At 63.6% G+C, this 12889-nt stretch carries 11 protein-coding genes; 3 read left to right on the top strand and 8 right to left on the bottom strand.

Annotated features, from left to right (window positions below; translation table 11 throughout):
* Positions 1–69: 69 nt before the first annotated feature.
* Positions 70–1044 (top strand): helix-turn-helix domain-containing protein, encoded by a 975-nt coding sequence (locus AC0IYS_RS02795; RefSeq protein ID WP_471703737.1) that lies wholly within the window; start codon positions 70–72, stop codon positions 1042–1044.
* 115 nt (positions 1045–1159) lie between these two features.
* Here AC0IYS_RS02795 and AC0IYS_RS02790 read toward each other — a convergent pair whose 3' ends face one another.
* Complete coding sequence (locus AC0IYS_RS02790; RefSeq protein WP_471703736.1) at positions 1160–1693, bottom strand: chromate transporter; 534 nt, start codon at positions 1691–1693, stop codon at positions 1160–1162.
* Positions 1686–2285 carry a chromate transporter gene (locus AC0IYS_RS02785; protein ID WP_471703735.1) on the bottom strand — a complete coding sequence of 200 codons (600 nt, stop codon included), beginning with the start codon at positions 2283–2285 and terminating at the stop codon, positions 1686–1688. Before AC0IYS_RS02785 ends, AC0IYS_RS02790 begins: the two co-directional genes overlap by 8 nt.
* A gap of 104 nt (positions 2286–2389) precedes the next feature.
* On the opposite strand from AC0IYS_RS02785, the gene AC0IYS_RS02780 reads away from it, so the two are divergent.
* On the top strand, positions 2390–3277 hold the full coding sequence (locus AC0IYS_RS02780; protein ID WP_471703734.1) for a LysR family transcriptional regulator: 888 nt from the start codon (positions 2390–2392) through the stop codon (positions 3275–3277).
* A 267-nt stretch (positions 3278–3544) separates the two neighbouring features.
* Here AC0IYS_RS02780 and secF read toward each other — a convergent pair whose 3' ends face one another.
* The 5 genes from secF to queA all read right to left on the bottom strand — a co-directional run bounded on the left by secF (position 3545) and on the right by queA (position 9211).
* A complete protein-coding gene (gene secF / locus AC0IYS_RS02775; protein WP_471703733.1) occupies positions 3545–4567 on the bottom strand; it encodes a protein translocase subunit SecF in 1023 nt (340 codons plus the stop codon).
* Between the two features lie 15 nt (positions 4568–4582).
* A complete protein-coding gene (gene secD, locus AC0IYS_RS02770; RefSeq protein ID WP_471703732.1) occupies positions 4583–6493 on the bottom strand; it encodes a protein translocase subunit SecD in 1911 nt (636 codons plus the stop codon).
* An 80-nt stretch (positions 6494–6573) separates the two neighbouring features.
* Positions 6574–6906: a preprotein translocase subunit YajC gene (gene yajC / locus AC0IYS_RS02765; protein WP_090324870.1), complete on the bottom strand. Its 333-nt coding sequence runs from the start codon at positions 6904–6906 to the stop codon at positions 6574–6576.
* A 126-nt stretch (positions 6907–7032) separates the two neighbouring features.
* Entirely contained in the window at positions 7033–8172 is a 1140-nt protein-coding gene (gene tgt, locus AC0IYS_RS02760; protein ID WP_471703731.1) for a tRNA guanosine(34) transglycosylase Tgt, read from the bottom strand.
* 13 nt (positions 8173–8185) lie between these two features.
* Positions 8186–9211, bottom strand: a complete 1026-nt coding sequence (gene queA, locus AC0IYS_RS02755; protein ID WP_471703730.1) for a tRNA preQ1(34) S-adenosylmethionine ribosyltransferase-isomerase QueA — start codon at positions 9209–9211, stop codon at positions 8186–8188.
* 138 nt (positions 9212–9349) lie between these two features.
* Here queA and recG point away from each other — a divergent pair, with 138 nt between their 5' ends.
* Positions 9350–11440, top strand: coding sequence for an ATP-dependent DNA helicase RecG (gene recG / locus AC0IYS_RS02750; RefSeq protein WP_471703729.1), 2091 nt, complete (start codon positions 9350–9352; stop codon positions 11438–11440).
* Between the two features lie 165 nt (positions 11441–11605).
* Here the strand turns inward: recG and AC0IYS_RS02745 are convergent, their stop codons facing one another.
* Complete coding sequence (locus tag AC0IYS_RS02745; RefSeq protein WP_471703728.1) at positions 11606–12823, bottom strand: MFS transporter; 1218 nt, start codon at positions 12821–12823, stop codon at positions 11606–11608.
* Positions 12824–12889 lie beyond the last annotated feature (66 nt).

Raw genomic sequence — 12889 nt, 5'->3', positions numbered from 1 at the left:
TCGAAAATCGGCAAACTTGCGGCCACTCTACGGGCGCTATCGGAAAATACAACAGCGGGGGGAATGGATATGCACCAGACTGCAACACAGTTGTTGCACCATGCGCGCGATGTGCGCACGGTGCTGGCGCACGACGCCGACGCGCTCGCTTGCGAGCTGACCAACTGGCAGCAGCGCTACGACCAGATCAGCTCTGGCCTGTTTCGCGGTGCGCTGACGGAACGTCAGTTACCGCAGCTGCAAGTATTCCGCGAACGCCTGAGCCAGTCGGTGCGGCAGTCGTGCCGCGTGTGGCCGGACGCCATCTGGTTCGGCCTGCCCGACCACGCGGCGGCCACGCGCATCAACGGCCGCCAGACCGAGGCCGATTCGATCATGGTGCAGCCGGGCAATGTTGAGTTTGAGTTGGTCACGCCGAGTGACTACAGTATCTACGGCATCGTCGCCAGCAGGCAGTTGCTGACCGATACCGCGCGGGCGCATGGCTGCGAGATCGACTGGCAGCGCGTGCAGTCGGCCGACCTGCTGCAGGTCGACGCCGGCGAGCGCGCGGCCTTCCTGCGCACCTTGGCGCGGTTGCTGCCGGACCAAACGCAGCCGGCCGGCGGCGCGGCGGAGCCGCAGTGGCAGCAAGGCGTTTTATTGGCGTTGCTGGATATGCTGGACCACCGCTGCGTGGAGCCGGAGCTGGCGGCGAGCCTGCAACGGCGGCGGCGCGTGGTGGCGCTGGCGCGCGAGTATATTCATACGCATCGCAGCGAGGCGATCACCGTGCCAGAGCTGTGCGAGCAGGTGCACGTGAGCCGCCGCACCTTGCAGTACTGTTTCGAGGATGTGCTGGGCATGAGTCCCATGCTGTATCTGCGCATGATGCGGCTCAACGGCGTACGCCGGCAGTTGAACGATGGCGCGCCGGGCGAGGTGGCCATCGGCGATGTCGCCGATGCCTGGGGGCTGAGTAACTTCAGCCAGTTCTCCAGCGACTACCGCAAGCTGTTCGGTTTGTGTCCGTCAGCGACACTCAAGGCGCGCGCGCTTATCTGAATCACGTAGGGCGGATTAGCGCAGCGTAATCCGCCACGCACCGTCGGCGGCTCATGGCGGATTACGGCGTGCCGCCTAATCCGCCCTACGAAATCCAAATAACTTCCCGCTCTGGTCAGATGATTTGCAGCGCGCCGGCGGCGGCGCCCAGCGCGATCAGCACCACAGGATTGAGTTTGGTGCGCAGCAGGATCAGCGCCGACAACAAGGTGACGACATCGGCGCGCCAGTCGGTGTTCGATATGCCGGTGAACAGCCACGCGGTGGCGGCCATCATCCCGATCGACATCGGGCCGAACGCCTCGCCCAGCGCGCGCGACAACCTGCTGCCAGCGCGGCCGGCGTGCCAGCGGACGGCGGTCAAGGTCAACAAGGTGGACGGCACGATGACGGCGATGGTGGTCATGACGGCGCCGGACCAGCCGCCGATCAGCCATCCCACCAGGGAGATGAACAGCAGGTTGGGACCAGGCGCCGCTTGGGCGATGGCGTAGGCGGCGGAGAACTGTTCGTTGGTCAGCCAGTGCTGGCCTTCGACCACGTACTGTCCCACCTGCGGCGCCAGCAACACCACGCCGCCGCCCACCGCCATCATCGACATCAGCGCGATATGCAGCGACAGTTCGCCAACGGGCGATGGCTCATTCATGTTTTTCTCCCAGCAGATAAGCGGCGGCGGTGCCCAGCGGCGCCAGCACGCAGAAGACCAGCGCCAGCTGCCACTTCAACAGCCCGAGCGCGATAAAGGCCAGCACCATCATCACCAGCTTCAGTTGATCGTGCTTGCGCCGCCAGTGGGCCTTGGCGAACATCGCCAGCGCCATCTTGGCAGCCGTGGCCAGGATCAGCCCCGCCGCGACGGCCGCCATGCCGCCGATCGCGCGCCGTATGATTGGCAGGTCGCCGAACTGCTGGTACACCACGCCCAGCCCGATCACGACGAAGAACGGGCCCAGGATCAAGCCGCACACCGCCGCCAGCGCGCCGGCGATGCCGGCATAGCGATTGCCGACCATCAGGCCGACGTTGCAGACGGTCGGTCCGGGCAGCATCTGGCTCATCGCCATGCATCTGGCGAACTCCTCGGCCGTCAGCCATTTGTGCTGCTCGACCAGGGCGCGGTACGCGAACGGCATCACGCCGCCAAAGCCCGTCAACGCCATCCTGGAGAAGACAAAGAAAATCGTCGACGGCGATGGTTGGTCTGCGCGCTCGGTCAGCGCGCCTGTCTGGCTGTGCATGATGTGTACTCCTGGACTCGATGGCGGAATTTTCCTCCTCCAGCAAATATAAGTACAATGAATTTATTTAGACCATTCATTCATTTTATTGATGGAAGCCTTTGATGAAGATTGATATTCTCGGCGTGCAGGCGTTTGTGGCGATCGCGGACTTCGGCGGTTTTCAAAAGGCGGCCGACACGCTGCACGTGACGCAAACGGCGGTGACGCAGCGGTTGCGCAACCTGGAGGATTTCCTCGGCGTGATGCTGGTCGAGCGCACCACGCGCACCATCGCGCTGACCAACATCGGCAAGGACTTCCTGCCGCAGGCGCGCAGGCTGCTGCTGGAGCTGTCGTCGACGCTGACCGACATCCGCGAGACCGGCAAGGCGCAGCGCGGCGACATCACGATGGCCAGCGTGCCGACCGCCGGCATTCAATTCCTGCCCGAGATTATCCGCGCATACTCGGCGCGCTTTCCGGGCAACCGCGTCAAGATACTCGACCACGCGTCCGCCCGCGTGATGGAGGCGGTCCTGAGCCGCGAGGCGGAATTCGGCATCAACCTGTCCGGCAGCACGCACCCTGACCTGGTGTCGGTGCCGGTGGTGCAGGACGAATTCGTGCTGCTGTGCCGCGACGACCACGCGCTGGCGAAACGGCGCTCGCTGACGTGGGTGCAGATCCAGCCCTACCCGCTGATCTTCTCCGGCGACGTCAATGGCAACCGCGCGCTGCTCGACAGCTACCTGGGCGACAAGAGCATGAATCTGAGCCTGCAGTTCCAGTACGAGGTGCAGCGCAGCTCCACCGCCATCGGGCTGGTGGCGGCGGGCGTGGCGGCGGCGATCGTGCCGAACCTGGCGATCGAGAAAGGCACGTATCCGCGCCTGCGCGTGATCAAGCTGAAAGAGCCGACCATCTCGCGCCAGCTGGCGCTGATCACCCGCAAGGCCGGCCACCTGTCGCCGGCGGCGAGGGCGTTGTACGACATGATCACATCCGCATGACCAGCAGGTGGGAGTAGAGAGCTAGCGCGGTCGTGTGGTAAACCTTCTATTTCCGCCTCTCTTTTCTTCTCTTTTCTTCTATTTCGATCGCTAATCTAAAAAATCGGGGAAACGAGATAAAAATAGAAGAAAAGAGAAGTCAAAAGAGAGGGTTTACCACAGGGAGCGGAATACGCTCACCGCCCTCACCGCCCTCCGATTTTCCGACAGGGCGTAAAAAACCCTCCCGGCGCGAGCGCGGGGAGGGTTTTGACGGAGCGGCGGCGATTACACGACCGCGCCATCCGTTTCGTCTTTTTCCTTGACCGGCTTGATCAGGTCTTCACGCTTGACGCCCAGCCACATGGCGATGGCGGCGGCGACGAACACCGACGAGTAGATACCGAAGCAGATACCGATGGTCAGCGCCATGGCGAAGTAGTGCAGGGTCGGACCGCCGAAGAACAGCATCGCCAGCACCATCATCTGCGTGCTGCCGTGCGTGATGATGGTACGCGAGATGGTCGACGTGATCGCACTGTCGATCACTTCATGCACGCTGGCCTTGCGCTGCTTGCGGAAGTTCTCGCGGATCCGGTCGAAAATCACCACCGATTCGTTGACCGAGTAGCCCAGCACCGCCAGCACGCCGGCCAGCACCGTCAGCGAGAATTCCCACTGGAAGAAGGCGAAGAAGCCGAGGATGATCACCACGTCGTGCAAGTTGGCGATGATCGCCGAGACGGCGTACTTCCACTCGAAGCGGATGGCCAGGTAGATCATCACGCCGATGACCACCATCACCAGCGCGTTCAGGCCGTTCTGGGTCAGCTCGTCGCCCACCTGCGGGCCGACGAACTCCACCTTGCGCAGCTCGACCTGCTCTACGTTGTTGGGCCCCATGCACGCCTGCTTGACGACGTGCTCGCCCTTGGCGTTGACGTTGTCGACCTGGGTCAGAGCGCCCTTCTCGGCCTTGCATAAGGTCTCGTAGACCTGTTGCGAGGCGTCCTTGGCGGTGATGTTCTTCACCACGGGCAGACGCAGTAGCACGTCGTGCGCGGTGCCGAAGCCGGCCGCTTCCGGATGCTCGTAGCCGATGCCCCGCAGCGAGGCCCGTATCGCCTCGAGATTGGCCGGCTGCGCGTACCGCAACTCCATCACGGTGCCGCCGGTGAACTCGACCGACAGGTTCAGGCCGCGATGGAACAGGAAGAACACGGCCGCGACAAAGGTCAGCGCCGAAACGACGTTGAACACCAATGCATGCCGCATGAACGGTATGTCTTTTTTAATGCGGAAAAATTCCATGTGATATGCCTCGAATTATTTGGTGTCGGGACGCTTGGCGACCTTGCCGCCGACCGTCGCGTCGACCGCGTTGTCCGGCCGCCAGATGGTGCCGATGGCGATCGATTGCAGCTTCTTCTTGCGGCCGTACCAGAGGTTGACCACGCCACGCATGATGAACACGGCGGAGAACATCGAGGTCAGGATGCCGAGCGTGTGCACCACGGCGAAACCGCGGATCGGACCGGAACCGAACACCAGCAACGCCAGGCCGACGATCAGGGTGGTAACGTTGGAGTCGATAATCGTCGCCCACGCGTGGTCGAAGCCGGCCGAGATGGCGGACTGCGGCGAGGCGCCGGCGCGCAGCTCTTCCCGCACCCGCTCGTTGATCAGCACGTTCGAGTCGATCGCCATACCGAGCGCGAGCGCGATAGCGGCCATGCCCGGCAGCGTCAAGGTCACACCCAACAGCGACAACAAGGCTACCAGCAGCAACAGGTTGCACGCCAGCGCGAACACGCTGAACAGGCCGAACATCATGTAGTAGACGATCATGAACACGGCCACGGCGGCAAAGCCGTACATCGTCGAATGGCGGCCCTTGTCCACGTTCTCGGCGCCCAGTTGCGGCCCGATGGTGCGTTCCTCGATCACTTCCATCGGCGCGGCCAGCGCGCCCGAGCGCAGCAGCAGCGCCAGCTCGGCCGAATTCTCCAGCGTGCCCATGCCGGTGATCTGGAAGCTGCTGCCCAGTTCGGCCTGGATGGTGGCGACCGACAGCACTTCCGGCTTGCCTTTTTCAAACAGCACGATCGACATTTTCTTGCCGATGCGGTCGCGGGTGGCGTCGCGCATGCGGCGGCCGCCGTCGCCGTTGAGGTCGATGCTCACGGCAGGCTGGCCGTTCTGGTCCTGGCGCGCGGTGGCGCTGGAGATGTAGTCGCCGGTCAGGATCACGTCCTTGCTCAGCACGACCGGCACGCCTTTGCCGACGGTGAACAGTTCCGAGTTCAGCGGAATCGACGACGTCAGTTCCGTGCCCGGGGTGATCGATTCGTCGACCAGGCGGATTTCCAGGGTGGCGGTGCGGCCGATGACGGCGCGCGCGCGCGCCACGTCCTGCACGCCGGGCAATTGGACGATGATGCGGTCCGGGCCCTGCTGCTGGATCAGCGGCTCGGCCACGCCCAGCTCGTTGACGCGCTTGGACAGCGTCGCGATGTTTTGCTTGACGCCTTCATCCGTGGTGCGCTTGATGGCCGCCGGCTTCATGCTCATGACGGTCTTCAGGTCGGTGTCGGCGCCGGTGTCGGCAAACGCCACGTCGGCCAGCTGGTCGCCCAGCACGGCCTTGGCCTTCTGGCGGGTGGCGTCGTCGCGGAAGTTGATGACGACGGTGTCGCCGACGCGCTCGATGCCGGCGTGGCGCACGTTCTTGTCGCGCAGCAGGCTGCGGGCCGACGCCTGCATGCCTTGCACACGCTTGGCCAGCACGGCCTTGGTGTCGACCTGCATCAGGAAGTGCACGCCGCCGCGCAAGTCCAGGCCCAGGTGCATCGGCGCCGCGCGCAGCGCCTGCATCCATTTCGGCGTGTCCGGCTGCAGGTTCAGCGCGACCAAATACGCCGGATCGGCCGGGTCGGCGTTCAAGCCTTTTTCCAGCAGGGCCTTGGCGCGGAACTGGGTGTCCGGATCGGGGAAGCGCACGCGCACTGAAGCGTAGGTGCCGGTGCCGTCGAAGGTCAGCTCGCTGTGCGGGATTTTTTCCCGGGTCAGCACGTCATCGACCTTGGCGATCATGTCCGACGTCAGCTTGAGCGTCGATTTGCCGCTCGTCACCTGCACCGCCGGCGATTCGCCGAAGTAGTTGGGCGCGGCGTACAGCGCACCCAGCAGGATGGAGACGGCAATGAGGATGTATTTCCAGACGGGATAGCGATTCATATTGTTCAACGATCAGGGTTAGGCGTCGGATGCAATACGGCCCGCTTATCCTGGGACAAGCGGGCCGGGGCCGGGGCCGGTTACAGCGCCTTGAGCGTGCCTTTCGGCAGGACCATGGTCACGGAATTCTTTTGCACCACCAGTTCGGCGCCGCTGGAGATTTCCAGCGTGATGTACAAATCGGAAATCTTCGAGATGCGACCGAGGACGCCGCCGGCGGTGACCACTTCGTCACCCTTGGCCAGTGCTTCCATCATGGCCTTTTGTTCCTTGGCGCGCTTCTGCTGGGGACGAATCATCAGGAAGTACATCGCCACGAACATCAGAATCAGAAAACCGTACTGGCCCAGGAAGCCGCCGGTCGCGCCGAGGGCGTCGAGTGGATTTTGGGCATACGCATTGGATATAAACACAGGTGACTCCGATAATAGTTTGAAAAAACAGCGCTGTATTCTAGCATTGGCCGGAAGCCGAAAGGACTTCCGGGTATATGGGTGGTTGAATTCTTTTTACAAGACTTGCAACAGTTGTTAAAACAATTAGATGCCGCGCGCCCGCTCCGCGTGGAATTGCAGGGTCCAGGCGTGGAAACGGTCGTCATCCAGCGCCTCGCGCATCTGGCGCATGATGTCCAGGTAGTAGTGCAGGTTGTGGATGGTGTTCAGGCGCGCGCCGAGGATTTCCTGGGTGCGGTTCAGGTGGTGCAGGTAGGCGCGCGAGAAGTTGCGGCAGGCGTAGCACGAGCAGGTGCTGTCGAGCGGCTCCTTGTCATCCTTGTACCGCGCGTTCTTGATCTTGATGTCGCCAAAGCGGGTGAACAGCCAGCCGTTGCGGGCATTCCGGGTGGGCATGACGCAATCGAACATGTCGACGCCGTTCGACACGCCCGCCACCAGGTCCTCCGGCGTGCCCACGCCCATCAGGTAGTGCGGCTTGTTGGCCGGCAACCTCGGGCCGACGTGCGCCAGGATGCGCATCATGTCCTCCTTCGGCTCGCCGACCGACAGGCCGCCGATGGCCAGCCCCGGGAAATCGATCTCTTCGAGGCCGGCCAGCGACTCGTCGCGCAGGTTCTCGAACATGCCGCCCTGGACGATGCCGAACAGCGCGTTCGGGTTTTCGCCGCGATGGAACTCGTCATTCGACCGTTGCGCCCAGCGCAAGGACATGCGCATCGACTTCGCCGCCTCGTCAAGGGTGGCCGGGCGGTTGTCGATTTCATACGGCGTGCACTCGTCGAACTGCATGACGATGTCGGAATTGAGCACGCGCTGCACCTGCATCGACACTTCCGGCGACAGGAACAGCTTGTCGCCGTTGATCGGCGAATTGAAATGGACGCCCTCTTCCGTGATCTTGCGCATCGCGCCCAGCGAAAACACCTGGAAGCCGCCGGAATCGGTCAGGATCGGCTTGTCCCATGCCATGAAGTCGTGCAGGCCGCCGAACTTGGAGATGACATCGTTGCCCGGGCGCAGCCACAGGTGGAAGGTATTGCCCAGGATGATCTGGGCGTCTATTTCCTTCAACTCCAGCGGCGACATCGCCTTGACCGAGCCGTAGGTGCCGACCGGCATGAAGATCGGGGTCTGCACCACGCCGTGGTTCAGTTTCACTTCGCCGCGGCGGGCCTTGGTCAGGCCGCTGCTATCGGTCTTGTGTAGCGTAAATTCCAACATTGAAGATTCCTTATTATGCTCGGGCTTGCGTCGTCAGCAGCATGGCGTCGCCATAGCTGAAGAAGCGGTATTCATTGGCGATCGCGTGGGCGTAGGCCGCGCGGATCGGTTCAAAACCGGCGAAGGCCGACACCAGCATCAGCAGCGTCGACTTGGGCAGGTGGAAATTGGTGATCAGGCGCGTGACCGTCTTGAACTGGTAGCCTGGCGTGATGAACAGCGCGGTGTCGGCGCTGCCGGCCTCCAGCTGGCCGCCCTGCGAGGCCGACTCCAGCGCCCGCAGGCTGGTGGTGCCCACGGCCACCACGTCGCGCCCGGCGGCGCGGGTCGCGCGCACCGCGTCCACGGTTTCCTGCGGCATGGTGTACCACTCGGTGTGCATCTTGTGCTCGGACAACACCTCGGCGCGCACCGGCTGGAAAGTGCCGGCGCCCACGTGCAGGGTCACATAGGCGAAGTTGACGCCCTTGGCTTTGAGCTCGGCAAGCAGCTTTTCGTCGAAATGCAGGCCGGCGGTCGGCGCGGCGACGGCGCCCGGCACCTTGTTGAACACGGTCTGGTAGCGCGTCTCGTCGAAGGAATCGGCGTCGTGCTCGATATAGGGCGGCAGCGGCAGGCGGCCGTGCGCCTCGATCAGCTCGAACACGTCGGCGTCGAAATGCAAGGTGAAGAATTCGCCGGCGCGCTCGCCGACGGTGACATCGAAGGCGTCGGCCAGGCGGATCTTGACGCCGGGGCCGGGCGACTTGGAAGCGCGCAGCTGGGCCAGCACGGTGCGGTCGTCGAGCACGCGCTCGACCAGCGCCTCGATCTTGCCGCCGCTTTCCTTGACGCCGAAGAAACGCGCCTTCAGCACGCGGGTATCGTTCATCACCAGCAGGTCGCCGGCCTGCAGCAGGCCGACGATATCGGCGAACTGACGGTCGACGATGGTCTCGCCGTCCAGGTGCAGCAGGCGGGAGGCACTGCGGTCCGGCAGCGGGAATTGCGCAATACGCTCTTGCGGCAGGTTAAAATCGAAATCGGAAAGCGAGTACATTTTGCGGACTTCTGGAAACTGTTGAGGAAAATCGGCTACGCCACATCATGTGGGTAGCCTTACAATACCGGCGTTATTGCCATTGATTTGTCACGGGCAACCCTCTATTTTACGCTAGTGCCCGAAAAACGCCCGAATATGCCTGTGATTCCATCAAAGCCCGCGTCAAAGCCCGCTTCAAAACCTGCCAGGAAGCCCGTCAGCCCCGAAGCCAAGCTGGCCAAGCTCGGCCTGCACACGGACATGGATCTGGTGCTGCACCTGCCGATGCGCTACGAGGACGAAACCCAGGTCATCACCATCGAAGAAGCGCGCCTGCACGGCGGCGACACCTCGCAGGTCGAGGGCGTGGTGGTCAAGAACGAAATCAGCTACAAGCCGCGCAAGCAGCTGCTGGTGCACATCGCCGACGAAACGGGCGACCTGCAACTGCGCTTCATGAACTTCTACGGCAGCCAGGTCAAGCAGCTGGCCGAAGGCACGCGGGTGCGCGCGCGCGGGGAGCTCAAGCACGGCTTCTTCGGCGCCGAGATGGTGCATCCGGCCTATAAGGTCATCAACGAAGGCGCCCCGCTGCCGACCTCCCTGACGCCAGTGTATCCGTCGGGCGAAGGCCTGTCGCAGCCGATCCTGCGGCGCGCCATCGGCGACGCCATGAAACGGGTCGACTGGACCGACACTCTGCCGGCCGAACTGCGCGCCGAGATGCAGCTGTCGGACTTCGAACCGGCGGTCCGGCTGCTGCACTATCCGCCGCAACAGGTGGACGAGCACGCGCTCGCGGATCGCTCACATCCCGCGTGGACCCGCGTAAAGTTCGACGAACTGCTGGCGCAGCAGCTGTCGCTGAAACGCGCACAACGCGCGCGCCGCTCCAAGGGCGCCGCCGCGCTCAAGGTGGTCGGCGCGCTGTCGGAGCGCTTCCAGGCCGCGCTGCCGTTCAAGCTGACCGGCGCGCAGCAGCGCGTGCTTAACGAAATCCGCGCCGACCTGCGCCACCCGTATCCGATGCAGCGGCTGTTGCAGGGCGACGTCGGCAGCGGCAAGACGGTGGTGTCCGCGCTGGCGGCCGCGCAAGCGATCGACAGCGGCTTCCAGGCAGCGCTGATGGCGCCGACCGAAATCCTCGCCGACCAGCACTTCCGCAAGATCGCCGCGTGGATGGAGCCGTTGGGCGTCAAGGTCGCGTGGCTGACGGGCAGCCTGAAGAAAAAGGACAAGCTGGCCGCGTATGAACTGATCGAATCGGGCGAAGCGCAACTGGTGATCGGCACGCACGCGCTGATCCAGGAAGCGGTGATCTTCGCCAATCTGGGGCTGGTGATCGTCGACGAGCAGCACCGCTTCGGCGTCGGCCAGCGGCTCACCTTGCGCAATAAGGGCAACGAAGGCGCCATCCCGCACCAGCTGATGATGTCGGCCACGCCGATCCCGCGCACGTTGGCAATGACCTACTACGCCGACCTGGAAGTATCGGTCATCGACGAGCTGCCACCGGGGCGCAGCCCGATCGTCACGCGCGCGATCGACCAGAACCGGCGCGACGAAGTGATCGAACGGGTGCACGCGGCGGCGCTGGAAGGCCGGCAGATTTACTGGGTCTGCCCGCTGATCGAAGAATCGGAAGCGCTGCAACTGCAAACGGCGACCGACACTCACGCGCTGCTGGCCGAAGCATTGCCGGATCTGAGCGTGGGCCTGGTGCACGGGCGCCTGAAGCCGGCGGAAAAGCAGGCGGTGATGGAATCGTTCATCGCCAACGACATGCAAGTGCTGGTGGCGACGACGGTGATCGAAGTGGGCGTCGACGTGCCGAACGCCTCGCTGATGGTGATCGAGCACGCGGAACGATTCGGGCTGTCGCAGCTGCACCAGCTGCGCGGGCGCGTGGGGCGGGGTTCGGCGGCCAGCGTGTGTCTGCTGCTGTATCAAAGCCCGCTGGGCGGCGTCGCCAAGCAGCGGCTGATGACGATGCGAGAAACGACCGACGGCTTCGAGATCGCCCGGCGCGACCTGGAGATACGCGGCCCGGGCGAATTCCTCGGCGCGCGGCAATCGGGGCAAGCGATGCTGCGGTTCGCGGATCTGGAGACGGACGGCTGGCTGGTGGATCAGGCGCGCGACGTCGCGCACGACCTGCTGCACGCCGACAGCGCCGAAAAAGCCGCCACGGTGGAAGCGCACCTGGCCCGCTGGCTGGGCGGCCGCGAAGAGTTTCTCAAAGTCTAATCCGGGGTCAGGTCCACCATTTCTACACGGACTCGACCTTCACACGTCAAAAGCACATGTAAAAGCGGTTCGCCAGGTCGACCACGAACTCCGGCTGCAGATACGCCATGAACACCAGCGCCACCACCACAACAGCCGCCCCCCGAAGCGCCCACGTTTTCATCGCTACGCCGCCTTCAACACGCTGCGCACCACCGGCCGCTCGTTGATCGGCAGATTGATCAGCCCCGCCATGACGCCCAGCGCAATCGATATTCCCCAGACGATGTCATAACTACCCTGCTTGGCGAACAGGAACCCGCCCATCCACACGCCCAGGAAGCTGCCCACCTGGTGCGAGAAGAACACCACGCCGGCCAGCATCGACATATGCTTGACGCCGAAAATCCCCGCGATGATCCCGTTCGTCAGCGGCACCGTCGACAGCCAGATCAACCCCATCGCCGCCGCGAACACGTACACCGAAAACGGCGTCAAAGGCGCCAGCAGGAACAGCGAGATCACGACCGACCGCGTGAAGTAAATCGACGACAGCAAATACCGCTTCGGCAAGCGTCCACCCAATTTACCCGCGTAATAGGAGCCGACGATATTAAACAAGCCAATCAGCGCCAGCGCCATCACCGCCACGCTTGGATCACCAATTCCCTTGTCCTTCAAATAGGCCGGCAGGTGCACGCCGATGAACACCACCTGGAAGCCGCAAACAAAATACCCCGCCACCAGGAACAGGAAGGAACGGTTGCGAAGCGCCTCGCCCATCGCCTCGCGGATGCTTTGCTGAGGACCGTGGCCATGGTCGGCCGCCGGCTCGCGCAGATAAAAGGTCATCGGTATCATCAGCAGCAGCACCAGCGCGGCCAGCACATAGAAGGCGTTTTGCCAGCCGATCGCGGAGATCAGCTGCTGCTCGACCGGCATCATCAGGAACTGGCCGAACGAACTGGCGGCGCCGGAGATGCCGAAGGCCCACGAGCGCTTTTCGGCCGGCGCCACGCGGCCGATGATGCCGCTGACGGCGCCGAACGCGGTGCAGGACAGTCCAAGGCCGATCAGCACCCCGGTGCCGATGACGAACATCGTCGGATCGGTCACCACCGCCATCCAGACCAGGCCCGCCGCATAACTGAGCGCGCCAACCAGCACCACACGCATGGTGCCGAAGCGGTCCGCCGCCATGCCGGCGAACGGGCCGAAGGCGCCCCACATCAGGTTCTGCAAGGCCTGCGCCAGCGAATAGGTCTCGCGCGTCCAGCCGTTGGCCTGGGAGATCGGCTGCATCCAGAAGCCGAAGCCGTGGCGCACGCCCATCGCCAAGGTCAGGACGACGCCGGTGGCGATCAACACGGTTTTGAGCGAGGGTGCGCGGCTGGCGACGAACATGGTTTTCCCGATTATCGAAACGACATCTGTCGATTTTAACCAGTTCGCGCCAACCGCGCTCGAACT

It is taken from the genome of Duganella sp. AC237 (assembly GCF_979254035.1).
Note: the sequence above shows the minus strand (reverse complement) of the source record. Positions and strands in the feature narration are given on the sequence as shown.